22 protein-coding genes and 1 pseudogene are annotated in these 23,310 nt (G+C 69.8%); 13 read left to right on the top strand and 10 right to left on the bottom strand.

The genetic code is table 11. The features are described 5' to 3' along the window. Positions 1-91: 91 nt before the first annotated feature. Entirely contained in the window at positions 92-649 is a 558-nt protein-coding gene (locus KK483_RS20680; protein WP_262006694.1) for a hypothetical protein, read from the top strand. 213 nt (positions 650-862) lie between these two features. On the opposite strand, the gene KK483_RS20675 is transcribed toward KK483_RS20680, so the two are convergent. The 3 genes and pseudogenes from KK483_RS20675 to KK483_RS20665 all read right to left on the bottom strand — a co-directional run bounded on the left by KK483_RS20675 (position 863) and on the right by KK483_RS20665 (position 4,529). Continuing rightward, positions 863-1,981 carry a magnesium and cobalt transport protein CorA gene (locus tag KK483_RS20675; protein WP_262006693.1) on the bottom strand — a complete coding sequence of 373 codons (1,119 nt, stop codon included), beginning with the start codon at positions 1,979-1,981 and terminating at the stop codon, positions 863-865. Between the two features lie 187 nt (positions 1,982-2,168). Beyond that, positions 2,169-3,370, bottom strand: a pseudogene (locus tag KK483_RS20670) (globin domain-containing protein). A gap of 589 nt (positions 3,371-3,959) precedes the next feature. Further along, positions 3,960-4,529, bottom strand: a complete 570-nt coding sequence (locus KK483_RS20665) for a TIGR03086 family metal-binding protein (protein WP_262006692.1) — start codon at positions 4,527-4,529, stop codon at positions 3,960-3,962. Between the two features lie 266 nt (positions 4,530-4,795). Here KK483_RS20665 and KK483_RS20660 point away from each other — a divergent pair, with 266 nt between their 5' ends. From KK483_RS20660 to KK483_RS20650, 3 genes are all read left to right on the top strand, one after another. After that, complete coding sequence (locus tag KK483_RS20660; RefSeq protein ID WP_262006691.1) at positions 4,796-5,689, top strand: helix-turn-helix domain-containing protein; 894 nt, start codon at positions 4,796-4,798, stop codon at positions 5,687-5,689. Positions 5,690-5,737: 48 nt separating this feature from the next. After that, a complete protein-coding gene (locus KK483_RS20655) occupies positions 5,738-6,277 on the top strand; it encodes a GNAT family N-acetyltransferase (RefSeq protein ID WP_262006690.1) in 540 nt (179 codons plus the stop codon). 84 nt (positions 6,278-6,361) lie between these two features. Then, complete coding sequence (locus tag KK483_RS20650; RefSeq protein ID WP_262006689.1) at positions 6,362-7,111, top strand: Mut7-C ubiquitin/RNAse domain-containing protein; 750 nt, start codon at positions 6,362-6,364, stop codon at positions 7,109-7,111. Positions 7,112-7,145: 34 nt separating this feature from the next. On the opposite strand, the gene KK483_RS20645 is transcribed toward KK483_RS20650, so the two are convergent. Beyond that, positions 7,146-7,718 (bottom strand): TetR/AcrR family transcriptional regulator, encoded by a 573-nt coding sequence (locus tag KK483_RS20645; RefSeq protein ID WP_262006688.1) that lies wholly within the window; start codon positions 7,716-7,718, stop codon positions 7,146-7,148. 96 nt (positions 7,719-7,814) lie between these two features. Here KK483_RS20645 and KK483_RS20640 point away from each other — a divergent pair, with 96 nt between their 5' ends. Continuing rightward, positions 7,815-9,269 carry an FAD-dependent monooxygenase gene (locus KK483_RS20640; protein WP_262006687.1) on the top strand — a complete coding sequence of 485 codons (1,455 nt, stop codon included), beginning with the start codon at positions 7,815-7,817 and terminating at the stop codon, positions 9,267-9,269. A gap of 58 nt (positions 9,270-9,327) precedes the next feature. Here KK483_RS20640 and KK483_RS20635 read toward each other — a convergent pair whose 3' ends face one another. Beyond that, positions 9,328-9,876 (bottom strand): hypothetical protein, encoded by a 549-nt coding sequence (locus tag KK483_RS20635; RefSeq protein WP_262006686.1) that lies wholly within the window; start codon positions 9,874-9,876, stop codon positions 9,328-9,330. Between the two features lie 116 nt (positions 9,877-9,992). On the opposite strand from KK483_RS20635, the gene KK483_RS20630 reads away from it, so the two are divergent. The 3 genes from KK483_RS20630 (at position 9,993) to KK483_RS20620 (ending at position 13,018) form a co-directional block, all read left to right on the top strand. Next, complete coding sequence (locus tag KK483_RS20630) at positions 9,993-10,328, top strand: YnfA family protein (protein ID WP_262006685.1); 336 nt, start codon at positions 9,993-9,995, stop codon at positions 10,326-10,328. Positions 10,329-10,385: 57 nt separating this feature from the next. Continuing rightward, positions 10,386-11,153, top strand: coding sequence for an SDR family NAD(P)-dependent oxidoreductase (locus KK483_RS20625; protein ID WP_262006684.1), 768 nt, complete (start codon positions 10,386-10,388; stop codon positions 11,151-11,153). Positions 11,154-11,371: 218 nt separating this feature from the next. Beyond that, positions 11,372-13,018, top strand: a complete 1,647-nt coding sequence (locus KK483_RS20620; protein WP_262006683.1) for an alpha/beta hydrolase — start codon at positions 11,372-11,374, stop codon at positions 13,016-13,018. A gap of 55 nt (positions 13,019-13,073) precedes the next feature. Here the strand turns inward: KK483_RS20620 and KK483_RS20615 are convergent, their stop codons facing one another. Together KK483_RS20615 and KK483_RS20610 are read right to left on the bottom strand one after the other, a co-directional pair. Further along, complete coding sequence (locus tag KK483_RS20615; protein WP_262006682.1) at positions 13,074-13,451, bottom strand: hypothetical protein; 378 nt, start codon at positions 13,449-13,451, stop codon at positions 13,074-13,076. Continuing rightward, positions 13,451-13,975, bottom strand: a complete 525-nt coding sequence (locus tag KK483_RS20610) for a hypothetical protein (RefSeq protein ID WP_262006681.1) — start codon at positions 13,973-13,975, stop codon at positions 13,451-13,453. The genes KK483_RS20615 and KK483_RS20610 overlap by 1 nt, the downstream gene beginning before the upstream one ends. A 326-nt stretch (positions 13,976-14,301) precedes the next feature. Between KK483_RS20610 and KK483_RS20605 the strand changes: the two genes are divergently transcribed. Next, the gene (locus KK483_RS20605) at positions 14,302-14,733 is read left to right on the top strand and encodes a peptidase M23 (RefSeq protein WP_262006680.1); all 432 of its coding nucleotides are present in this window, start codon (positions 14,302-14,304) and stop codon (positions 14,731-14,733) included. A 408-nt stretch (positions 14,734-15,141) separates the two neighbouring features. Next, on the top strand, positions 15,142-15,684 hold the full coding sequence (locus KK483_RS20600) for a hypothetical protein (protein WP_262006679.1): 543 nt from the start codon (positions 15,142-15,144) through the stop codon (positions 15,682-15,684). Positions 15,685-15,694: 10 nt separating this feature from the next. Here KK483_RS20600 and KK483_RS35350 read toward each other — a convergent pair whose 3' ends face one another. Continuing rightward, positions 15,695-15,994 carry a hypothetical protein gene (locus KK483_RS35350; protein ID WP_313879470.1) on the bottom strand — a complete coding sequence of 100 codons (300 nt, stop codon included), beginning with the start codon at positions 15,992-15,994 and terminating at the stop codon, positions 15,695-15,697. A gap of 539 nt (positions 15,995-16,533) precedes the next feature. Next, positions 16,534-17,727: an RtcB family protein gene (locus tag KK483_RS20590; RefSeq protein ID WP_262006677.1), complete on the bottom strand. Its 1,194-nt coding sequence runs from the start codon at positions 17,725-17,727 to the stop codon at positions 16,534-16,536. Between the two features lie 170 nt (positions 17,728-17,897). Between KK483_RS20590 and KK483_RS20585 the strand changes: the two genes are divergently transcribed. The 3 genes from KK483_RS20585 to KK483_RS20575 all read left to right on the top strand — a co-directional run bounded on the left by KK483_RS20585 (position 17,898) and on the right by KK483_RS20575 (position 21,279). Continuing rightward, positions 17,898-18,770 (top strand): DUF3558 domain-containing protein, encoded by an 873-nt coding sequence (locus KK483_RS20585; protein WP_262006676.1) that lies wholly within the window; start codon positions 17,898-17,900, stop codon positions 18,768-18,770. 176 nt (positions 18,771-18,946) lie between these two features. Then, positions 18,947-19,672 (top strand): DUF3558 domain-containing protein, encoded by a 726-nt coding sequence (locus tag KK483_RS20580; protein WP_262006675.1) that lies wholly within the window; start codon positions 18,947-18,949, stop codon positions 19,670-19,672. Between the two features lie 260 nt (positions 19,673-19,932). Next, positions 19,933-21,279, top strand: a complete 1,347-nt coding sequence (locus tag KK483_RS20575; protein ID WP_262006674.1) for a DUF2637 domain-containing protein — start codon at positions 19,933-19,935, stop codon at positions 21,277-21,279. 95 nt (positions 21,280-21,374) lie between these two features. On the opposite strand, the gene lysS is transcribed toward KK483_RS20575, so the two are convergent. Further along, on the bottom strand, positions 21,375-23,114 hold the full coding sequence (gene lysS / locus KK483_RS20570) for a lysine--tRNA ligase (RefSeq protein ID WP_262006673.1): 1,740 nt from the start codon (positions 23,112-23,114) through the stop codon (positions 21,375-21,377). Positions 23,115-23,310 lie beyond the last annotated feature (196 nt).

The raw sequence follows: 23,310 nt of genomic DNA, 5'->3' as shown, positions 1-23,310 counted from the left end.
GTTTCACCGCACGTCCGTGGGGGAGGTCACTGTCACGATGATCGGGTTGCGCGGCCGGGGCTGTGCGTCCTAAAAGCAGTCGGGTGGAGATATGCATCGCGGTGGCGGACTGGGCGAGGGGACCGACGACCTGGGCCCTGAGCCTGCCCGGCGGGGGAAGCACCGGCGGCACGAGGCGGACGTTCCCGTCGGAAACAGGGGTGGCCGGGGCATGGGGGTGACGTACAAGTACTTCGGCGCACCCGACGGCGCCACGGCTGCCCGCGTGCCGGTCTCGATGCGCCCGGAAGAGCTGGGCGGCGACGAGCTCGGCATGGGCGGGATGTTCACCAAGATCAAGCCCGAGACGATAGCCGCGATGGTCCTCACCGGTATCCAGGGCATGCCCCTCCACAAGGTGCCGCCGCTGGAGCTGGTGGTCCTCCACCCCGACTACGCGGTGGTGAAGCTCCCCATGACGGTCGTCGACCCGCTGCGCGGCATCGGCGAGGAGTCGGTGGGCGCGGCGGCGTTCATCTGGTCGACCGTCCCGGATCGCGGGGGTCCGCGGGACGCTTTCGACGTGTACCAGTTGCTGCACGAGTGGCAGGACTTCTCGGTCCGGCTCCATGAGGCGGGGCACCAGCCGTACTGCCTGGTGTGGCCCTGAGAGAGGTGCGCGGCTGAGCTTGATGCGCGGCTGAGCCGGGTGCTGGCTCGGCGGGATGCCGTCTCGCGGGGGGCGTCTCGGCGAGGTGGCGTCTCGCGGGATGGCGGACACACGGCCCCAGGCGCGCGACCGCCGGCCGCGGGATGCCTCCTGCGATCCCAGCCCTCCGGCGGGAGGGCAGGGCAGCCCCTGCCCGGGCGGCGTGGAGCTGGGTCAGAGCCAGCCGTTGCGACGGAAGCCCCGGTGGAGCAGGAAGCAGGCGACCGCGATGACACCGAGGACGAGCGGATAGCCGTACGTCCAGCGGAGCTCCGGTATGTAGTCGAAGTTCATGCCGTAGACGCCGCAGACCATCGTCGGGACGGCCACGATCGCCGCCCATGCCGTGATCTTGCGCATGTCCTCGTTCTGGGCGACCGTCATCTGGGCCAGATGGGCCTGGAGGATCGAGTCGAGGAGCGAGTCGAAGCCGTTGATCTGCTCGGCGGCCCGGGCGAGATGGTCGGAGACATCGCGGAAGTACGGCCTGATGTCCTGCGCGATCAGCGTGGTGGGCTGGGTGGCGAGCGCGTCCAGCGGTCGGCTCAGTGGCGACAGCGCCCGCTTGAACTCCAGCAGCTCCCGCTTCAGCTGATAGATCCGTCCCGCCTCGCTGCGGCCCGCGGCCCCGCGCCCCGCCTGCTCGGAGAAGACGGCCGTCTCGACCGCCTCTATATCGTCCTGCACGGCATCGGCGACGGCCACGTACTCGTCGACGACGAAATCGGCCACGGCGTGCAGCACCGATGACGGGCCCTTGGCGAGCTGCTCCGGCGCCGTCTCCAGGGCCTCGCGCAGCGGTCCGAGGGAGCCGTGCCGGCCGTGCCGGATGGTGATCACGAAGTCCCGGCCGATGATCACGGTGATCTGGCCCGTCTCCACGACCTGGCTGGTGGCGGTCAACTGGTCGTGCTCGGCATACCCGACGGTCTTGAAGACGGCGAGCAGCGTGTCGTCGTACGGGACGACCTTGGGACGGTGGTGCGTGACGCCGACGGCGTCCTCGACGGTGAGGCGGTGGAGGCCGAACAGCTCTGCGAGGGAGGCGAATTCCTCGTGTGTCGGCTCGTGCAGCCCTATCCACACGAAGCTGTTGCTGCCGGGATTCTGGCTGTTTTCCTTGCGCACGCGGCGCAGCGCCTCCTCGGCCGGGCAGTGACCGGCCTGCCGTGCCCCGTCGGCGTACCCCACGCAGTTGACGACGGCGCTGCCGAGCGGCGACCGGGCCGGGTGGCTCAGGTCGACCGTGCGACCGTACGCGCGGCGCACGGCACGGCGGAGGTTCCGGATCATGGACAACGCGGGCTCCCGGCAGAGTGGTGGTGCTTCTCTCGCTTGCCCAGCCAGCGTGTCCGAACCGGCAGTCGCTTGTAAACGCCTGTGGATAACCGCCGACTCGAGGATGCCCGGGGGCGCGGCGGACGCCCTGTCTTCAGCCCGTGTCTCAGCCCCTGTCTCAGTCCCTGTGTCAGTCCGTGGCTCAGTCCGTCGCGCCGAGCCAGAGATCGGGTCCGAAGACCTCGTAGTGGATGTCCGCGGCCGGCACGCCGCTCGCCAGGAGCTGCCCGCGCGCAGCCTTCAGGAACGGCAGCGGCCCGCACAGATAGGCCACCGCCCCCTCCGGCACCTCCACCGCGGACAGATCGGCCCGCCCGGTCCGTTCGGCGGGCCACACACCCTCGGGACGCTCGTACCAGACCTCGGCCGAGGCGTTCGGCAGCTTCAGGGTGAGCAGTTCGAGCTCGGTGCGGAAGGCGTGCGTGAACTCGTCGCGGTCCGCGTGCACGGACACGACGCGCCGCCGCGACCTGGTGGCGGCCAGGTGGGCGAGCATGCCGATCATGGGCGTGCAGCCGATGCCCGCGGAGACGAGCAGCACGGGCCGGTCGGAGGTCTCGTCGAGGAAGACGTCGCCGGCCGGGTCGCTCATCCGCAGGACGTCGCCGGGGCGCACACGGTCGTGCAGGTGGTTGGACACCTCGCCCTCGGAAGCGGCGGCGGTGGCCGTCAGGCGCTTCACGGAGAAGCGCAAGTGGCCGTCCTGGACGCCCGACAGGCTGTACCGGCGGATCTGCCGCGCCCCGTCCGGCAGCGTCACCTGGACGGAGACGTACTGGCCGGGGCGGGAGCGCGGCAGCGGCGTCCGGCGGTGGAAGGGTTCGACGACGTAGGTCGTGACCTGGGCGGTCTCGGGCAGCACGGCGATCACCCGGTAGTCGTTCCAGACCTCGCCCTCGGGGCGCCCGGCCTCGTCGTACAGCCGGGACTCGATGGCGATCAGGGCGTTGGCCATCAGCCAGTAGACCTCGTCCCAGGCCGCCGCGACCTCGGGTGTGACGGCATCGCCGAGCACCTCGGCGACGGCCTCGAAGAAGTACTGGTGGACGGTCTCGTACTGGTCCGCCGTGATACCGACGGAGACGTGCTTGTGCGCGATGCGCGCGAGCATCGCGTCGGGGCGGGTGTCCGGGTGCGCGAGCAGCGCGCCGACGAAGGCGGCGATGGAGCCCGCGAGTGCCCGGCGCTGCCGTTCGCCTGGTTGCCGCGGTTGAAGAGATTCCGCAGCAGCTCGGGCCGGGCGGCGAACATACGCTCGTAGAAGAGCGGCGCGATCTCGTCCATCGCCCCGCTCACGGCGGGCAGCGTCGCGCGGACGACGGCGGTCGACTTCTCCGACAGCACTGCGGCACTCCCGGGGGCGACGACAGAGGGACTCCTCCCCCGAGGCATCGGATGTGCCCTCTTCAAGCCTCCCTGCGCCCGACGGGCACATTGAGTGCCTTTCATACGGAATCGTTCCATCGAAAGTCACGTGAGGGTACTGCGGTGATCCTGCGATCACCCGACGCGGCGACCGGGACGGGACGTTCTTTTGAACGGTGAAGTAACTCCAGCCGGGGGCCGTGGCGACCGATGTCCACAGTGCGCCCCGCAGCGCACCCCGCAGTGCACAGTGAACCGACTTCCCCGAGGAGGCCCCGCGTGGGCGATGTCCTGCTGGCCCTGAGCATCCCGCTCACGGTCTGCGCGAGCGGCATTTACGCGTTGTGCGACAGCTGGTGGCGGCGTGCACGCCGGGCGTCGCCGTCACCGCGGTCGTCCTCGCAGTCGCCGTCGCAATCGTCCTTGCGGTCGCCCTCCGCGCACGCGTGCGCGCGTGGCCAGGCGCACGCGGCCGCCCGGCTCGACGAGGACGCGATGCTCGCGGAGGCGCAGGAGATCGTGGACGAGGCGTACAAGCGGCTCGCCGGGCTCTACGGGGACGTGCCCGTCAGCGCGGGCTCCACCGTGGATCACGCCCCGTCGTCGCGAGCAGACGTTCGAACTCGGATGCGTCCTCCGGGGCACTGACCGGCTCTCCGAAGACCCCGTACTGCCGCGCCATCGGGGCCATCGCCTCGACGGCCGGGCCGAGTTCGGCGACGACTTCGGGAACCGCCTCATACTCCTGTCCGGTCGCACGAGCCAAGTCCCAGGCGTGCACGGTCGTGTCCAGCAGCACCATGTGCCCGACCGTCCTCGCCGGGAGGCCCATCGCGCCTGTCGTCCCCTCCTCGGCTCCCGGTCCCGCCCACGCCTTCACCAGGCGCGCGGACTCGTCCTCGAAGGCCGCCCGCCAGTCGCTTCCGGTGGTACGGTCCGGCGTCGTGGTGAAGTCGGCGTCCTCCTTGGCGGCCAGGGCCTGGAAGTTGACGATCACCGAGAGCAGGTGGTTGAGCAGGGCACGTACGTCGTAGTCGGCGCACGGCGTCGGCGCGTCCAGACGCTCCTCCGGCACTCCCCGTACGACGGGAATCGCGCGGGCAGCGGTGGCTTCGAGCAGTTCACTGATGGCCTTCATGCCCTCGACGCTGCCAGTCGCGGGCCCCTGCGTCTTGAACAAACGCGACACCTCGACGAGCCCGCTCTAGGATCCGGGGCATGGGCGCGCCAGAGCCAGGAGCAGGGGCGGAAGCGGCGGGGGCAGGAGCGGGACGAGCGGGAGCGACGGCAGCGGGAGCGGCAGGGGCAGGAGCGGCGGGGGCAGGAGCGGCGGGGGCAGGAGCGGCGGGGGCGAACGGTCCGCGACGCGACACCCGGGGGATCGTCGCCGCCCCGGAGCTCTTCATGCGCGTACGGTTCCGGCGCCGCGAGCCCGCCCCGCCGCTGCGGCTGTATCTGGAGCACTACTGGCTCATCGACTGGGACCTTGCCGAGCCCTTCGCCACCCATGTGGTGCCGCATCCGTCCGTCAATGTCGTCTTCCAGCGGTACGGCGACGAGGAGCCCTGGGGTGAGGTCGCGGGGATCGGCCTCGGGCTGTTCACACAGAAGCTGGCAGGGCGGGGGCGGGTCTGCGGAGTGCAGTTCCGGCCCGGTGGCTTCCGGCCTTTCGCGCCGGCCTCACCGGTGTCGGAGTGGACGGGGCAGCGGATTCCGGTGGGCGAGGTGCTGGGGATTCGGGGCGCACCGGGTGCCTCGGGGGCGGACGGCGCCCCGCAGAGCGCCCCCGCGGAGATCGTCGGACCGGACGCGGAGGACGCGCGCGTCGCGGCTCTCGATGCGTACCTGCTGGGGCTCGACCCTGCCGCCGATCCACGGGCGGAGCACGCGATGACGCTGGTCGAACAGGTCCGCAGCGACCGTTCGATCCGCCGCGTCGCCCAACTCGCGGCGGCGGAGGGAGTGTCGGCCCGCTCACTGCAACGCCTCTTCGCCGCGTACGTCGGCGTCGGCCCCAAGTGGGTCATCCTGCGCTATCGCATCCACGAGGCGCTGGAACGGGCCGAGGCACAGGCCACGGGCTCGGGTTCCGGCTCTGGCTCGGGTTCCGGCTCCGGCTCTGGCTCCGGCTCGGGACCGGGTTCTGGCACCGGCACCGGATCGGCGTTCGCCGACGGGCTCGACTGGGCGGTGCTGGCTGCCGAACTCGGCTACAGCGACCAGGCCCACCTCGTACGGGACTTCACAGCGACGGTCGGCGTGCCGCCGACGGCGTACGCGACGCGTCCGCCCAGGTGAGGAAGGTCGGCCGGGCGATTGTCAGACCCTGGGCGTACGGTGCGGGACATGGACGACGAGACATCAGCGGTACGCATCGAGCCCTGGTCGGACGAGGACTTCGCCCTGCTCCAGGCCGCGAACGCCCCGGAGTTGATGGCGCACCTCGGCGGGCCCGAGACGGACGAGAAGCTTGCGGAGCGCCACAAGCGATATGTGGCAATAAGCTCCGGACTGCCCGGTGCGGGGCGGATGTACCGGGTGGTGCTGGCGGACGGGGGCCGACCCGTAGGCTCGGTCGGCTTCTGGGAGAGCACCTGGCAGGGGGAGCAGGTGTACGAGACAGGGTGGACCGTGCTGCCCGGTTTCCAGGGCCGCGGAATCGCCACCGCGGCGACCCGCGCCATCGTCGAGGCGGCACGGGCCGCGGGCAGGCACCGCTACCTGCACGCGTTCCCCTCGGTCGACAATGCCGCGTCGAACGGCGTGTGCCGCAAGGCGGGCTTCTCACTGGTGGGCGAGTGCGACTTCGAGTACCCGCCGGGCAACCCGATACGGGGCAACAACTGGCGTCTCGATCTCCTCGCCCAGGGCCCGCCCGGCGCCTGAGCAAGCCTGCGTCAGCCCGGGACACCGGCGCGCCCGCCCGGAAAAACCTGGAACGGGCGGTCCGCCCGATGGCATCCTGACGGCGTGAACGGACCGCAGATCCACATCAGCTTCGCCCCCGAGCTGCGGCTTTTCGTCGCCGCCGAGCGGCGCGCCGGTCGGACGCCCCTTGTGACGGACGGCTCGTCCACGCTCGGTCATGTCGTCGAGTCGCTCGGCGTCCCGCTCACGGAGGCGGGCCAGCTGCTCGTGGACGGCGCCCGGGTCAAGGTCTCGCACATCCCTGCCGCGGGCGAGCATGTCGAAGTACGCGGCGTCGAGCGCCCGCAACGCGTGCCGGGCGCCCCGCTCCGCTTCCTGCTCGACGTGCACCTCGGCACCCTCGCCAGACGGCTGCGCCTCCTCGGCGTCGACGCGGCGTACGAGAGCGAGGACATCGGCGACCCCGCACTGGCCACGCGCTCGGCGCGGGAGCAGCGCGTGATGCTCTCCCGGGACCGCGGACTGCTGCGCCGCCGGGAGCTGTGGGCCGGCGCGTATGTGTACAGCGACCGCCCCGACGACCAGCTCCGGGACGTCCTGCAACGGTTCGCTCCCGCCCTCGCGCCGTGGACGCGCTGCACGGCCTGCAACGGCCCGCTCGCGGACACCGACAAGGAGGCGGTGGAGCACCACCTGGAGCGGGGCACCCAGCGGTCGTACGACGTGTTCGCCCAGTGCACGGCGTGCGAACGCGTCTACTGGCGGGGCGCCCACCACGCCCGGCTGGAGGCGATCGTCGAGGGCGCGCTGCGCGAATTCGGCGACGCGGCAGCTCAAGCCGATCCGGTCTGAGGACCTGCGCGACCGGCCTCAGGCCGGCAGTCCGCTACGGGGCCTCCGCCGTCAGGTACCGCTGAATAGTGGGGGCCAGCCAGGCGATCACCTCGTCCCTGGCCATGTCGACGGCGGGCGGGATGCGCAGCACATAGCGGGCGAGCGCCATCCCGAGGATCTGCGATGCGGCGAGCGCGGCACGTCGCTCGGCCTCGGCCGGATCCGGGCAGACCCCCGCGGCCACCGGCAGCAGTTGCCCCTTGAACACCTTCCGCATCCGCTCGGCACCCGCGCTGTTGGTGACGCCCACGCGCAGCATCGCCGTCAGGACCTCGTCCTGCTCCCAGCGGTCGAGGAAATGGGAGACGAGGACGGCGCCTACGTGCTTGCCGGGCATCGCGCCCAACTCGGGCAGTCGCAGGTCGATTTCGGAAGCGGCGGCGAACAGCCCCTCCTTGTTGCCGTAGTACCGCATCACCATCGACGGGTCGATCCCGGCGTCGCGGGCGATGGCGCGGATCGTCGCCCGCTCGTAACCGTCGGCGGCGAAGCGGTCTCGGGCGGCGTCGAGGATCGCCGCACGCGTGGCGTCCGAGCGGCGGGGCGCGGGTGCTTCCGAAGTCATGCCAACAACTGTAGGCCAACAACCGTTGACATGCCAGGCGGGCCGGAATACATTTGCCAACAAGCGTTGACCCACAAGCGTTGGCAGGAGGTCGTCATGACCGGCAAGCCCAGCACCGACAGCGCACAGAGCTCTGACCCGACCGCCACCCCCGGCTCCTATGACACGGACGTCACCGTGGTGGGGGCGGGCCCGACCGGCCTGCTGCTCGCCGGCGATCTCGCGACCGCGGGCGTCCGGGTCACCGTCGTCGAGCGCCGCCCCGAGCAGACGAGCAATCTGACCCGCGCCTTCGGCGTGCACGCCCGCACGCTGGAGCTGCTCGACGCCCGCGACCTGGCGGACGAGCTGGTGAAGACGGGTTCGCCCATGACCCGCCTGACCTTCTTCGGCCGGCTCGCGCTGGACCTCTCCCGGTTGCGGACCCGCTTCCCCTTCCTGCTCGTCACCCCGCAGTACGAGGTGGAGCGGCTGCTGAAGCTCCGGGCCCTCGCGGCCGGTGCCCGCTTCCGGTACGGCACGGAGCTGCACGGCCTGAGCCAGGACGCCGCCTCGGTCGCCGCCCGGCTGTCCGACGAGGACGGACGTGAGTCGATAGTGCGCTCCCGCTATCTCGTCGGCACCGACGGTGTGCGCAGCTCCGTCCGCACCACGCTCGGCCTGCCCTTCCCCGGCGGCTCCGTCATCCGTTCCATGGCCATGGCGGACGTCCGCCTCACCGAACCGCCCACGAGCCCTCTCATCGCCGACGGCACGGGGGACGCGTTCGCCGTCATCGCCTCGTTCGGCGACGGCTGGTACCGGGCGATGGCCTGGCGGCGCAGCCACCAGGTGCCGGAGAGCGAACCGGTCGGCCTGGAGGAGGTGCGCGAGATCACCCGCAAGGCGTTCGGGACCGACTTCGGCATGCGCGACCCCCGCTGGCTCTCCCGCTTCCACAGCGACGAGCGCCAGGTCCCGGAGTACCGGCAGGGCCAGATCTTCCTCGCCGGAGACGCCGCACACGTCCACTCCCCCGCCGGCGGCCAGGGGATGAACACGGGCATGCAGGACGCGGCCAATCTGTCCTGGAAGCTCACGGCAGCACTCCGCGGTGACACACCGGACGCCGACGCCCTCCTCGACACCTACCAGTCGGAGAGGCATCCCGTCGGGAAGGCGGTGCTGCGCAGCAGCGGGGCGATCGTCCGCCTCGCCATGGCGCACAACCGGTCCCAGCGGCTGGCCCGCTCCTTCGCCGCCCGGTTCCTCTCCATGGTCAGGCCCGCCTCGGACAAGGCGATGGGCATGATCTCGGGGATCGGCATCGCGTACGGCGCGGAGCGCGGCGCCCACCGGCTGACCGGCCGGCGCGCCCCCGACCTGCAACTCGCGGAAGGCCGCCTCTATGAGCTGCTTCGCGGAGGTGAGTTCGTGCTGATCACATCGAACGGCGAGCCTCCGGCCGCGCCCGCCGTACCCGGCCGCGTCACCCGGGCCCACTGGCGGACCCCGCGCGACACCAGCCTCCTGATCCGTCCGGACGGGTACATCGCATGGGCACAGCGGTGACCCCGGACCCGACCCCGACACCGGACCCCGACCCGGCACCGGACCCGGACCAGCACGGTCAGAAGATGTATCCGTCACCCGTCGCCGGCACCAGGACGGTGTGGTCGTCGTTCCCACGGTTGCGGTCGACCGTGCCGCCGCTCCACACCGTGGTGACGCCCACGACGGTCTCGGCGGGGCTTCCCGCAAGCTTCAGATCGAGCGGGATGCCGCTCCCCCCGATGCCCGCCCGCAGCGTTCCCGTCCGGCACAGGACCACTCGGTCACCGCCCCGCAGACACCCGGACGGCAGCTCCACATCGCCCGCGAGCTCCACGGAGAACGTCAGCCGCACGGTCGCGTCGGCCACCTCGGCCGGGCCGCTGTTGCCGCTCTCCAGCCAGACGGCAAGGCGGTCCTCCCACAGCGAGGCGTGGCCGTGGTGTGCCAGGTCCGCCTCCGCCATACCCGTCCGGGCCCGGGCCTCTTCCTCCGCCCCCGCCCCGACGCCCTCCGCCACCCGGGCGCCGTCACCGGCGGCACCGGCACTCGCGCTCCCACCTGCGACCAACACCACCGCGGCCATCGCGGCGGACGCCGCGAACAGACTCCTACGCATCACCTGCATGCCCGAAAGATACCTATTACCCGATCCATCGAGTTGACATCTCATCAGTTCGGCGCGCCGCCCCGGGAGGCCGGCCCGGACAACCCGCGTGCCCGACCCCATGACACGCTTGGCCCATGCTCATCGCCCGCTCCGCGCTCCTCTTCCTCGTCGCCGCCCTGTGCGAGATCGGCGGTGCCTGGCTGGTGTGGCAGGGCGTGCGCGAGCACCGCGGCTGGATCTGGATCGGCGCCGGAGTCCTCGCCCTCGGGGCGTACGGCTTCGTGGCCACGCTCCAGCCGCAGGGCGACTTCGGAAGGATCCTCGCGGCGTACGGCGGAGTGTTCGTCGCCGGCTCGCTCGCCTGGGGCGCGGTCGCCGACGGCTACCGCCCCGACCGCTGGGACATCGTCGGCGCGCTGATCTGTCTGGCCGGCATGGCCGTGATCATGTATGTGCCGCGAGGCCGTTGACGTCGGCCTATTCTGACGACTGGCCACTGGTATCGATCACTTGCCCGAGGAGCCGTCATGACCGCCGCCCCCATCGCCGTCGTCACCGGAGCGAGCAGCGGCATCGGTGCCGCCACCGCCCGTGGGCTGGCCGCCGCCGGCTACCACGTGGTCCTCACGGCCCGCCGCAAGGACCGCATCGAGGCGCTCGCCGCCGAGCTCACCCAGGCCGGACACCAGGCCACCGCCCACGCCCTCGATGTCACCGACCGGGCGGCCGTCGACGCCTTCGCCGCGTCCCTCGGCGGTGCCGCGCCCGTCAAGGTCCTGGTCAACAACGCCGGCGGAGCACTCGGAGCCGACCCGGTCGCCACCGGCGACCCGGCCGACTGGCGCCGGATGTACGAGGTCAATGTCATCGGGGTCCTGCACGTCACCCAGGCGCTCCTCCCCGCGCTCACCGCCAGCGGCGACGGCACCGTCGTGGTCCTGACCTCCACCGCGGGCCACGCCACCTACGAGGGAGGCGCGGGCTATGTCGCCGCGAAGAACGGCGCCCGCGTCCTCGCCGAGACCCTCCGCCTCGAAATCGTCGGCACGCCTGTCCGCGTCGTCGAGATCGCGCCCGGCATGGTCAAGACCGAGGAGTTCGCCTCGACCCGCTTCCGCGGCGACACCGAGAAGGCCGCCAAGGTCTACTCCGGTGTGGCGGAGCCCCTCACCGCCGAGGACGTCGCCGACACCATCACCTGGGCCGTCACCCGCCCCGCCCACGTCAACGTCGACCTCCTGATCGTCCGCCCCCGCGCTCAGGCATCCAACACGAAGGTCCACCGCGAGCTCTGACGGCACACCACGCGCAGCCGGCGCGCTCACAGCCGCGACACGCACCGCTCACGCACTGCGGGCAGATACAGCACGGTGGCGAGTCTTGCGTCGCCGGCTCGGCCATTCGGCCGCGGTCGGCTCGCGCGCGTCGCCGGACCGCGGTGTCGTGGACACGGATGCGTGCCGGCATCCAGCGCGTGGGTGGCATCGGGCGCTCAGCCGTGAAGGGGCAAGGCATGCACATATCCGGGCCGATAGCCGTCCGTCGGCGTCATGCCGCGCTCATCGCCACGGTGGTGACCTGCTCGACGGCGCTGACCGGACCGGGCCACGCCACGGCCGACGGTATGCCGACGCCTACGCCTACTCCTGCGGTGCCCGCCCCGAAGCTGGACTGGAAACCGTGCGTCCAGGGCAGTCCGTTCGACTGCGCGAACGCCAAGGTGCCGCTGGACCACCGCAAGCCCCGCGGGCGCACCATTGAACTGGCGGTCGTGAAGCGCAAGGCAACAGGCCCCGGACGACGCATCGGCACCCTGTTCTTCAACCCCGGCGGCCCCGGCGGGCCCGGAACCGTACAGATGCCACAGAACTACGCGTTCCTCCCACAGGCGGTGCGTGAGCGCTTCGACATCGTCAGCTGGGACCCGCGTGGGATCGGCAGCAGCACCGCGGTGAACTGCTTCGGACGTCGCGAGGAAGCCGCCGCCTGGGATTCGGGCAAACCGGCCGGCTTCCCGGTGGGCGAGGCGCAGCGGACGTCCTGGATCGCCGCGTACAGGGATCTGGCCCGGCGCTGTCAGCAGCGTGACCCCGAGCTCCTGCGTCATGTGTCGACCGCCGACACCGCGAGCGACCTCGACCAGCTGCGCCAGGCCGTGGGCGACCCGCAACTCACCTACCTCGGGATCTCCTACGGGACGATCCTCGGCGCCACCTACGCCAACCTCTTCCCCGGCAAGGTCCGGGCCATGGCCCTCGACAGCAACATCGACCCGCCGGCCTGGACGAACCACGCCTCCGACGACGACCCCCGGCTCACGACCTTCCTGCGCATGGGCTCGGACCGTGGCGCGGCAGCGGTCCTGGACCAGTTCCTCACCCACTGCGGATCCGCCGCCACCGCCCGCTGCGCCTTCTCCGCGGGCAGCCCGAAGGCGACCCGGGACAAGTTCGACCAGCTGATGCGGCGGCTCCGGGTGCGTCCTGTCGGCACGTGGACCTATGGCCGTACGGTCGGCGACGTCGTGAGCGGTCTCTACGTCGTCCACCCCGGGTGGACGGACCTCGCCGGCAGGTTGCAGGACCTGTGGCGGGGACGCGCCCCGGAGCCGTCCCCATCCCCTCCCGCACCACCGGTCCCGAATCCGGATCCGTACGCGGGCGAGGAACAGGCGGTGGCGGTGCTCTGCGGAGACAGCCCCAATCCGCGTGACTCCGGTGCGTACCACGCTCTTGAGGAGGCCGCCGCCGCCCGTGCGGGCGACGCCGGACGCTTCTGGGCCTGGGCCGCCGAGGCGTGCGCGGACTGGCCGGCCACAGCGGCCGATCGCTACCGCGGCCCGTGGAACGAACCGACGGCACACCCCGTCCTGGTGGTCGGCACCACCCTCGACCCCGCCACCCCCTACCGGAACGCGCACGCCATGACCAAGGAGCTGGCCAACGCCCGCTTGCTCACGAACAGCGGCTACGGGCACACCGCACTGATCAACCCCAGCAGCTGCGTCAACGCGTACGAGGGCCGCTACTTCATCGACGGCACCCTCCCCCCGGCAGGAACGTTGTGCCGACAGGACACTCCTCCGTTCTCCACGGTCAAGCCGCGAGGTGGTGTGGCCACCGGCGGGGGCGCCATGACCACCGGCCAGGTGAGGCACTGAACGGAGAGGCACACTGAGTACGGACCGCCGACCGGCGCCGGAGCGCTGTGCACCGTCACCTGTGCGGGCCGCGACGGCCGGAGGCCCATGGCGACGGCGCCCAGAGCAGGCGCACGCCGGTGGCGCGGGCGATGGCGCGCAGATGGGGGCCGGTGTTGCCGATGTACCAGATCGGCCGGTCGTTGTGCGGCCATGCGTAGGCCGGGACACCGTCGTCCAACAGGCCCGTCAGCCGCGGTTGGTCCAGTGACGCGGCCGAGAACTCGTAGAGTGCGGGCAGCCGCGGGGCGATCACCCCGTAGTCCAGAACGCGGGCGAGGGCGTGTTCGTCGAGGATGGTGTCCTCGACGGGCGCGGTCACCGGGTATTCGGGCGGAAAGGACCGGCCCAGGTCGAGGAACATCTGGACGGCCCGGTGGCGGGGCTCGGCCATCAGAGGACCCAGGGCGGCCAGCCGCCGAGCGCGAGTCGCGGTTGCACGAGCATGGCGTGGGTGAACAGCACGCGGAGCAGTGCGACGTTCATCATGAATCGCTCGACCTGCTGCTCGGCGGCGGCCACATCCTCGTGCCGCAGATAGCCGGCAACGATGCTGGCGTTGTGCGCGCGGTACCAGCGGCCTGGTCCGGGGGTGCGGATGAAGTCGACCCAGAGTTCGACGCTATGGGCGCTGGCCGTGCCCGTGGCCTCGGCGGCCAGCAGATGAGCCTCGGCCTTGTCCCGCAGCAGGCGTTCATTGACAGCACGCCACCAGGGGCTGCCCGGCGGGTCGGCGGTTTCCGGCGCGAGCACGCCACGGGCGAGTGACCAGCGCATGAAGCTCAGCTCGGCCGTGCCGTACTGGTGGCGAGGGCCCGTGGCGAGCCGGTAGAACTCCCGCGCCAGCACGTAGCGTCCAGCCGCGTCGTCCCGTACGCGTGCGACCCGTTGCTCCGCGCGTGAGGCTGCGTCAGCCACGGCTGCTCGATCGGATCGGCATCATGCGGCGACCTCGAGATGTCAGGACGGGAACGTGTGCCGGGCTCGGTGCGGGCCGGTTGCGGACTGCGTATCACCGTATCGCGGCGCGACGGAAGCCCATCGGATTGTCCCAGATTCTCCGAATCGGCGTGCAGCCACCCACCCAATCCCTCCCAGAAGGTCAACTGTCAACCGAACATATGGGAAATGGCGTAAAAGCTGAGAACCAGGTTTCCGGTGACCATAGCGGAAAGGCAGTTGATCTTGGTGTCGACTGTAAGTAGCCTGACTTTGCTCAATTTCGAACGGAAAGGTTCGCAGAAATGCGCAAAATATCGTACATATGCGGCACATTCATTGCCGCCATGGCTTCGGTTTTCGCCTTTACGGCACCGGCGCAGGCAGCCTCGGGAACCTGCCCCACAGACTCCACCGGAGTGGGGTTCTGCCTCTACTACAACTCGAACCAGCAGGGCGCTTACTACAAGTGGAACGGCAACACGGACGGCGAAGTCTCGAACCTCGCCGGCTATGTCTACCCCAATAACGGGGCTGGTGCTGGACAGGCCGTCAAGAACAACTCCGCCTCCGCGTCCTACAGCATGGGTGGCGGCTGTGTCTGCAGCAGTGACTTTGTGCGCGTCTTCTTCAACTCGGGTTTCCTGGGTAACTACGACACGGTCACGTCGAACACCGACAAGCAGCTCGTCGAGACGTACAACGAGAACGCCTCCTGGAGGTCGTACTACATCTAGGTAGCCCGCCGGTGCCCGCCGATACTTTTATTGGTGGGCATCGTTGCATGACATTGGTAAGTCCCTGACCGGTAAAGGCAATGTGCACATGTCCTCCAGGCACAGCTTTCTTGGAAGCATCCTCGCCTGCTCTGCGATGAGCATCCTCGTATCGGGCTGCTCATCGGCCCCACAATCCACAGGTCCACACAGGGAACGAGAATCCTCGCCGTCGGCGCATGAGATTCAGGAATCCCACCTGATGGATCCTCTCCCGGATCTGGTGCTTCCGATCCAGACGTATATCGAGACGGACGAGCAGCGCCGCAGAGCCTTGGAGCCAGGCTTGCGATCATCAATAACTGCCTCGAATCCAAGGAGGCAAAATTCCGCCCGGCGCCGGTCACTCGAACAACTCTGCCTTCACTGATGTCCGGCCGGTACGGACCGGTCAACCAGACTCAGGCACAGTACGGCTATCACTTCATGGTGATCGTCGGGGACCCGGGGACCCGCCGCGAGAACAATCCCCCGGCCGACGAGCGAGAAGCCATGGATGAGTGCTCCGAGAGGGCGGTCGAAACTGTTCCGTCATTCACGGACAACGAGCTGCCCGATGAGATCAAGCAAACGAGCTACATCAAGGCGATGGAATCACCCGATGTGGTGCGTTCGTTTGGCCGCTGGTCTGAATGCATGTCCACTGCGGGGTATTCGTACAAGTCGCCGATGGACGCGATGCGGGACCCTCGCTGGAACTGGAAGTCCAGAACGGCAAATCAAGCCGAGGTTGCCGCTGCGCTTCGAGACGTCGAGTGCAAGAAGAAGTTTGACGTGGTGAATTCTTGGTTCCAAGGAGAAGCCGTTATCCAAAGAGCGGAGATCGATCGAAACAAGAAGGAGCTCGGCGAGATATTGTCCCAAATAGACACACGCGACAAGGCTGCGCGAAAAATCCTCGATGCCGATTGATGAGTCGCTTCTACTTGATGACGGTGATCGGCGTGCCCATAGAAGCAAATTCCCACATGGCCACGCCATCGGCGATGCTCTCTCTAATGGCGCCGGTGCGGAGATCCGGATTCGGAGCTGGAGAGGAGCCGTCTATAGCGTTCGAGAAAGCCAAATTCGCGCCAAAATACACGACGTGCTCAATCTGTGCCCCGTCTGATCCGGTGCCTTGTTCACGCCTGAATGAAACTGCGTAGGGTCCGGGCGACGGGGTGACTGTTCCCGGCCATACGGCGAAAGTTCGCAGGGTGGTGCCGTTTTTGTCGATCAACCATACGCGCTCTGCTTTTATGGAGTACACCACTCGTCGACCCGTTCCCGAGTCGGCGGGTATCGGGTGCCGCGGCTTTGGGGGGTTTGACCGAGACGGCTTTGCGCTGGGTGTTGAGGTGCTCGCCTGTGGGCTCACTTTCGGCAGATTGTGCCGCGCTTGAATGGACAGTGCGGTCACGACTGCCAGTGCGCCCAGGAGCAGGACAGCTATCCAGGCACCCGAAGGAACTCGACGGCTCGACACTCTTCGTTCTCCATAATTGCCCCATATCGGACCTATGGATGGCCCGGAGTGGCCTCAGGCTATCGAAGTCAAGGGCCCGCACTGAACGAGGTCTTTGTCGGACCGGCATGGCGCCAGACCGGGTGTTGCCGACGGTGCTGGGACCGAGTCTCCGCTCCTGTAACGCCGGGATCTGCCCCGCCGGCCCTGCTGCCAGCCGTTCCGCCAACGCCTCGGTGAACGGCCGGTCGCCACTACGACAGCAAGGCCCCGGACGCAGAGTCCGGGGCCCGTGGATCACAGCGTGCTGGACCTCAGCCCTTGACGCAGATGACCTGCTTCAGCTTCGCGACGACCTGCACCAGGTCCCTCTGCTGGTCGATGACCTTCTCGATCGGCTTGTACGCGGCCGGGATCTCGTCCACGACGCCGGAGTCCTTACGGCACTCCACGCCCCGCGTCTGCTCCTCCAGGTCCCGCGTCGAGAAGCGCCGCTTCGCGGCGTTGCGGCTCATCCTGCGGCCGGCGCCGTGCGAGGCGGAGTTGAAGGACTTCTCGTTGCCGAGACCCTTCACGATGTACGAGCCCGTCCCCATCGATCCCGGGATGATGCCGAAGTCGCCGGATCCCGCACGGATCGCGCCCTTGCGGGTGACCAGCAGGTCCATGCCCTCGTACCGCTCCTCCGCCACGTAGTTGTGGTGGCAGGAGATGACAGGATCGAAGGTGACCCGGGCCTTCCTGAACTCCCTGCGGACGATTTCCTGGAAGAGGCCCATCATGATCGCGCGGTTGTGCTTCGCGTACTCCTGCGCCCAGAACAGGTCGTTCCGGTACGCCGCCATCTGCGGGGTGTCCGCGACGAACACCGCCAGGTCGCGGTCGATCAGGCCCTGGTTGTGCGGCAGCTTCTGGGCCTCGCCGATGTGGTGCTCGGCGAGCTCCTTGCCGATGTTGCGCGAGCCGGAGTGGAGCATCAGCCATACGGAACCGGTCTCGTCGAGGCAGAACTCCACGAAGTGGTTGCCCGAGCCCAGCGTTCCCATCTGCTTCGTCGCGCGCTCCCGGCGGAACTTGACCGCGTCGGCGACCCCGTCGAACCGGGACCAGAAGTCTTCGAAGCCCGACGTCGGCAGCCCGTACACCCGGCCGGGGTCGACCGGCTCGTCGTGCATGCCGCGGCCCACCGGGATCGCCTGCTCGATCTTGGAGCGCAGTCGCGAGAGGTCGCCCGGGAGGTCGTCGGCCGTCAGCGAGCTCTTCACGGCGGACATTCCGCAGCCGATGTCGACGCCGACCGCCGCCGGGCAGACGGCGCCCTGCATCGCGATCACCGAGCCGACGGTCGCGCCCTTGCCGTAGTGCACGTCCGGCATGACGGCGAGGCCCTTGATCCAGGGCAGCGTGGCGACGTTCTGCAGCTGCTGCATCGCCCCGCCCTCGACCGTGGACGGGTCCGTCCACATACGGATGGGAACCTTCGCCCCCGGTACCTCTACGTACGACATAAGCCCTCAATCCCCCGGAAAAGTAAGAAAGCAAGAAAACGCAAAACCGGCGCCAAGGTCAGCAAAGGAGACATCCGACCGGCGTTCACAGCCGCGCGTGCGATAGACATTGTGTCCATCGGCCCGCATCCGGCGGCAACCGCATTTCCGTGACAGAAGGAGCTCGGCACGTGCAGCGAAAGGCGTACGCAACCGCTCTGGCGGCGCTTCTCGTCGCGTTCGTCGGCGGCTGCAGTGCCGGATCAGGCGACGACGGCTCGGCCCCCGACACCAAGGCGGGCGAGGTCCCGGCCGCGGCGGCCCCGGGCAAGTACCGCACGCTCTACGAGCCCTGTGGCGCGGTCGAGCGCTCCACTCTCAGGGACCTCCTCCCCGGCGCCGCCCAGCTGCCCGAGGAGCAGCAGGAGAAGGTGTACAAGGGGACGGCCGCCGTCACGTACGACACCGACCGGCGCGTCGGGTGCAGCTGGAAGGCCGACGCACCGGACGCCTCGCACCAGCTGCGGATCGACGTCGAGCGCGTGGTCTCGTACGACCCGGCCGTCAGCGACGACTCGAAGGCGCAGGAGGTCTACGCCGGGAAGCGGGAGGCGGCACAGCTCCCTTCCCCCGCCGACCCGCGCGACGAGCAGGTCCAGGGGACCCGTTCCCCGAGCGGCGGCCCTTCGACGCCGCCCCCCAGCGCCGGAGCCGGAGCCGGAGCCGACAGCGGCAAGGGTGCGGGCGCGTCGGGCGCCGCGAGCGCGTCGGGCGCCGTCGCCCCCGTGGTCACCCCCTCCGGCACCGCGGGCACCCCCGAGGGCCTGGAGCCCCGCGAGCTCGACGGCCTCGCCGACGCGGCCTTCCTCGACGACGCCCTGACGCGGGCCGGATCCACGGCGCAGCACCGCACCGTGAGCGTGGTGTTCCGCACATCGAACGTGATCGTCACCGTCGAGTACGTCGAGCAGCCCGCCCTGACCACCGTGATCCCCGACAGCAAGGAACTGCAGGAAAAGGCGCAGGCCCTGGCCCGGAATCTGGCCGAGCGCTTCAACGACTAGGGCGCGGTCGGGGCCCCCGGCGGCGGCTTCGGCGGCCGTCCGCAAGGACGGACAGGTTCCGGTTCCCGATCCCGCGGGACGCCCCCGGCGACGTAACGTGTCGGCGTACCGTGGCCGACCACCGGACGGCTCCGGGCCGGCCGACCGTACGACGCAACCGACCGACTGAAGGAACCATGCACCGATCAGCCCCGCGACTCACCCGCATATTCGCCAGCGCCGCCATCCCGGTGATGCTCGTCGTCGCCGGCTGCTCCTCGGACTCCGGCAGCGGCTCGGACAAGGCATCCGGCTCGGACACCCCCTCGGGGGCCTCCACCGGAGCGAAGCCGTCGGTGGCGGCGGTCGAGCCCGCGAAGTTCGCCAAGCTGCCGGAGCCGTGCAAGGCGATCGCCTCGAAGACGGTCCTGGAGCTGGTCCCCAAGGCGAAGAACAAGGCCGGTACGGCCGGCACCTCCAGCGACACCGGCGCCCGCGGCGGCTGCTCCTGGAACGGCCTTGAGGACAAGGGCGTCAAGGGCTCGAACTACCGCTGGCTCGACGTCGCCTTCCTGCGGTACGAGTCCGAGTCCGGCCTGGGCAGCGGCGAGAAGCGCGCCAAGGAGGCGTACGCGAAGGAAGTCGCGAAGAACAAGGCCACCGAGGACGCCAAGAACGTCAAGACGTCGCCCGCCGCGGGCGTCGGCGACGAGGCGACGGCGATCAGCTACGACCTGAGCAAGACGGACGAGACGTTCAAGTACGCGACGATCGTCGCCCGCACGGGGAACGTCGTGGTCACGCTCGGCTACAACGGCGCGGGCTACGCCGGGGCCAAGACCCCGGACGCCGCGGATCTGATGAAGGATGCGATGAAGGCGGCCAAGGAGGCCGCGGCCTCGGTCGCGACGGCCAACAAGTAGGCCGCCGGCCCTTGTCGGCCGCGCGTCCCAACCGGTAGGTGCGGCAACGGCCGTTGATCGCTCCGTCGCGATCCGGACAGCGTTTCCGGGCCTTGGCCTGGGCGGGGAGCCGGGCACGGGCCCGGACCTCCTCCCCGGAGGCCCGGGCTCCGCAATGATGTGCCAGGCTTGGCCCGCGCCCGCGGGCGCCAAGGGCCGTGGCCCGGACACCGGAATTCGATCCGGGACTGGATATCGGGAGGGGATCGCGGGTGGCCGCGATGCAGCTGACACGCACGCACCGGATACTCATCGGCCTGGTCGTCGCCGGCGCGGTGATCATCGCCGGCATCGGCTTCGCCGGGTCGTACGCCGCGGTGCGCGAGCTCGCGGAAAAGAAGGGCTTCGGCAACTTCTCCCTGGTCTTCCCCATCGGCATCGACGCGGGCATCTGTGTGCTGCTCGCCCTCGACCTGCTGCTGACGTGGATCCGCATACCGTTCCCGCTGCTGCGCCAGACCGCGTGGCTGCTGACGGCGGCGACGATCGCGTTCAACGGCGCGGCCGCCTGGCCCGACCCGCTCGGCGTCGGTATGCACGCCGTCATCCCGGTGCTCTTCGTGGTCGCCGTCGAGGCCGCCCGGCACGCGGTGGGCCGGATCGCGGACATCACCGCCGACAAACACATGGAGGGCGTGCGGCTCACCCGCTGGCTGCTCTCGCCCGTGCCCACGTTCCTGCTGTGGCGGCGCATGAAGCTGTGGGAGCTGCGCAGTTACGACCAGGTCATCAAGCTGGAGCAGGAGCGGCTGATCTACCAGGCCCGCCTCCAGGCCCGTTTCGGGCGCTCATGGCGGCGCAAGGCGCCGGTCGAGGCGCTGATGCCGCTGCGGCTTGCGAAGTACGGCGTCCCGCTGGCGGAGACGGCCCCGGCCGGGCTGGCCGCCGCCGGGATCGAGCCCGCGCTGCTGCCGCCGAACCCGGCGAACCCGGCGAGCTCGACGAACGCGCCGGACCCGGTCACCGCACCCGCGGCGGCGCCGCAGCTGCCCGCGCCCCAGGCACCGCGCGAGGAATGGCCCCAGGAGTACCCGCAGGCCCACCCCGAGGACGGGCAGCTGCCGCAGGACGTCGGCCCCGGCCCGCACGAGAGCCCGTGGTTCCACGCGCAGCAGGCGCCTCAGGAGGCGTACGAGACCGCGTACAACCCGACGTACGTGGAGGGCCTGGAGCCGACCCCGGTGGCGGTCCCCTCCGGCCCGGACGCCTTTCCCGGCCCTGACGCCATTCCCGGGCCGCGCGCCGAGCAGCAGCCGCTGTACGAGCAGGCCCCGGCGCCCGAGCCGGTGCCGGACCAGGCACCGGAGCCGAAGTTCCAGGTACCGAACGGGGCGGGTGGCACACGTCCGTTGGGGGAGGGCGTGCAGGACGCATTGCCCTCGGACGAGAACCTGTACCAGGTGTTCCGGCAGTCGATAGCGGGCGAGGGCATGCCGACGCCCGGCGCCTTCGCGTCGAACGTCGAGGTCACGTACGGCTTGCGCCTCCCGCCTCGCGAGGTGAACCAGTACATGGACCGGTTCACGGTCCGGTTCAACAACGAGCTGATGGAAGACCACATCGCGTAGCGGGCGCGTGGCGGACCGGCGCCGCCGGCGCGACAGCCGGCGCCGTCAGGGCGCCGCATCAAGGGCCTGGGGGCCGAGCCCCCAGGCCCTTCGTGTCAGGCCCCGAGCAGCTTGCGCACCCGGTCCGCCCCGACCGCCAGCAGCAGCGTCGGCAGTCGCGGGCCGGTCTCACGGCTGACCAGCAGCCGGTACAGCAGCGCGAAGAAGGAGCGCTGGGCGACCTTCAGCTCGGGCGTCGGCTTGGCGTCCGGCTCCAGGCCCGCCATGACCTTCGGTACTCCGTAGACCAGCGTGGTGAGGCCGTCCAGGGACCAGTGGGAGTCCAGGCCCTCCAGCAGCAGCCGCAGCGACGTCCGTGCCTCCTCGTCGAGCGAGCCGAGCAGCTCGGTGTCGGGCTCGGAACGGACGATCGTGCGCGCGTCGGCCGGCACCTGGGTGGTGATCCAGTTCTCCGCGCGGTCGAGCCGCGGCCGCACCTCGTCGAGCGAGGCGAGCGGCTTCGTCGGGTCCAGCTCGCTGAGGATCCGCACGGTCTGCTCGTCATGGCCGGCGGTGATGTCGACGACCGAGGCGAGCGTGCGGTACGGCAGCGGCCGCGGCGTGCGCGGCAGCTCACCGGCGGCGGTGCGCACCGCGCGCGAGTACGCCGCCGCGTCGGCCGGCAGCACGGACCCGTCCTCGACCTTGGACTCCAGCTTGTCCCACTCGTCGTAGAGCCGCTGGATCTCCTGGTCGAAGGCGATCTTGAAGGACTGGTTGGGCTTGCGGCGCGCGTACAGCCAGCGCAGCAGCGGCGCTTCCATGATCTTCAGCGCGTCCGCGGGCGTCGGCACACCGCCACGGGACGACGACATCTTCGCCATGCCGGAGATGCCCACGAAGGCGTACATCGGTCCGATCGGCTGCACACCGTTGAAGATCTCGCGGACGATCTGACCGCCCACGACGAAGGACGACCCCGGGGAGGAGTGGTCGACACCGCTCGGCTCGAAGATCACGCCCTCGTAGGCCCAGCGCATCGGCCAGTCGACCTTCCAGACCAGCTTGCCGCGGTTGAACTCGCTCAGCCGGACCGTCTCGGAGAAGCCGCACGCCGTGCACGAGTACGTCAGCTCGGTGGTCGCGTCGATGTACTCGGTGACGGTCGTCAGGTCCTTCTCGCAGTTGCCGCAGTACGGCTTGTACGGGAAGTACCCCGCGGAGCCGCCGCTGCCGTCGTCCTCGCTCGCCGCACCGGAGCCCTCGGCGGCCTCCAGCTCGGCCTCGTCCGCCGGCTTCTGCTGCTGCTTCTTCGACGGGGCCTTGGCCTTGGTCCGGTACTGGTCGAGGATCCCGTCGATCGCACCACGGTGCTTCATCGCGTGCAGGATCTGCTCGCGGTACACCCCGGACATGTACTGCTCGGTCTGGCTGATCGGGTCGTACTCGACGCCCAGCTCGGCGAGCGACTCGACCATGGCGGCCTTGAAGTGCTCCGCCCAGTTCGCGTGCGGAGAGCCGTCGGGGGCCGGGACCGACGTCAGCGGCTTGCCGATGTGCTCGGCCCAGGTCTTGTCGACGCCGGGGACGCTCTCGGGCACCTTGCGGTACCGGTCGTAGTCGTCCCAGGAGATCAGATGCCGGACCTCGAACCCACGCCGGCGGATCTCGTCCGCGACCAGGTGCGGGGTCATGACCTCGCGGAGATTGCCCAGGTGGATGGGGCCGGACGGAGACAGGCCAGAGGCAACCACGACCGGTTTCCCGGGCGCACGCCGTTCCGACTCGGCGATGACATCGTCCGCGAAACGGGAGACCCAGTCGGTCTCGGTGCTGCTCTGAGCCACGGTCGGCACGTCCCTTGATTCCTTGGTCTGGCTGGTTCTGTCGAAACTGGCGCTAGCCATTCTCCCAGACGGAACAGCCGACCCCAGGGTTGTCCACAGCCCTCGGCCCGACGTTGTCCACAGCCCCGTCCAGGTGGAAGAAACAGCTTGCTCACCCGTGGGAGACTTGACTACCGAATAAGCACCACCCATCCACTGACAGGAA

Source organism: Streptomyces sp. FIT100 (genome assembly GCF_024584805.1).
Taxonomy (GTDB): Bacteria; Actinomycetota; Actinomycetes; order Streptomycetales; family Streptomycetaceae; genus Streptomyces.
This window is presented reverse-complemented; position numbering and strand designations above follow the sequence as displayed.

Excerpts from the sequence above, each read along its gene's own strand:
- KK483_RS20680 (WP_262006694.1), top strand. The coding sequence starts at position 92 with ATGCATCGCGGTGGCGGACTGGGCGAGGGGACCGACGACCTGGGCCCT.
- KK483_RS20675 (WP_262006693.1), bottom strand. The coding sequence starts at position 1,981 with ATGATCCGGAACCTCCGCCGTGCCGTGCGCCGCGCGTACGGTCGCACG.
- KK483_RS20665 (WP_262006692.1), bottom strand. The coding sequence starts at position 4,529 with ATGAAGGCCATCAGTGAACTGCTCGAAGCCACCGCTGCCCGCGCGATT.
- KK483_RS20660 (WP_262006691.1), top strand. The coding sequence starts at position 4,796 with ATGCGCGTACGGTTCCGGCGCCGCGAGCCCGCCCCGCCGCTGCGGCTG.
- KK483_RS20655 (WP_262006690.1), top strand. The coding sequence starts at position 5,738 with ATGGACGACGAGACATCAGCGGTACGCATCGAGCCCTGGTCGGACGAG.
- KK483_RS20645 (WP_262006688.1), bottom strand. The coding sequence starts at position 7,718 with ATGACTTCGGAAGCACCCGCGCCCCGCCGCTCGGACGCCACGCGTGCG.
- KK483_RS20640 (WP_262006687.1), top strand. The coding sequence starts at position 7,815 with ATGACCGGCAAGCCCAGCACCGACAGCGCACAGAGCTCTGACCCGACC.
- KK483_RS20635 (WP_262006686.1), bottom strand. The coding sequence starts at position 9,876 with ATGCAGGTGATGCGTAGGAGTCTGTTCGCGGCGTCCGCCGCGATGGCC.
- KK483_RS20630 (WP_262006685.1), top strand. The coding sequence starts at position 9,993 with ATGCTCATCGCCCGCTCCGCGCTCCTCTTCCTCGTCGCCGCCCTGTGC.
- KK483_RS20625 (WP_262006684.1), top strand. The coding sequence starts at position 10,386 with ATGACCGCCGCCCCCATCGCCGTCGTCACCGGAGCGAGCAGCGGCATC.
- KK483_RS20620 (WP_262006683.1), top strand. The coding sequence starts at position 11,372 with ATGCACATATCCGGGCCGATAGCCGTCCGTCGGCGTCATGCCGCGCTC.
- KK483_RS20615 (WP_262006682.1), bottom strand. The coding sequence starts at position 13,451 with ATGGCCGAGCCCCGCCACCGGGCCGTCCAGATGTTCCTCGACCTGGGC.
- KK483_RS20605 (WP_262006680.1), top strand. The coding sequence starts at position 14,302 with ATGCGCAAAATATCGTACATATGCGGCACATTCATTGCCGCCATGGCT.
- KK483_RS20600 (WP_262006679.1), top strand. The coding sequence starts at position 15,142 with ATGTCCGGCCGGTACGGACCGGTCAACCAGACTCAGGCACAGTACGGC.
- KK483_RS20590 (WP_262006677.1), bottom strand. The coding sequence starts at position 17,727 with ATGTCGTACGTAGAGGTACCGGGGGCGAAGGTTCCCATCCGTATGTGG.
- KK483_RS20580 (WP_262006675.1), top strand. The coding sequence starts at position 18,947 with ATGCACCGATCAGCCCCGCGACTCACCCGCATATTCGCCAGCGCCGCC.
- KK483_RS20575 (WP_262006674.1), top strand. The coding sequence starts at position 19,933 with ATGCAGCTGACACGCACGCACCGGATACTCATCGGCCTGGTCGTCGCC.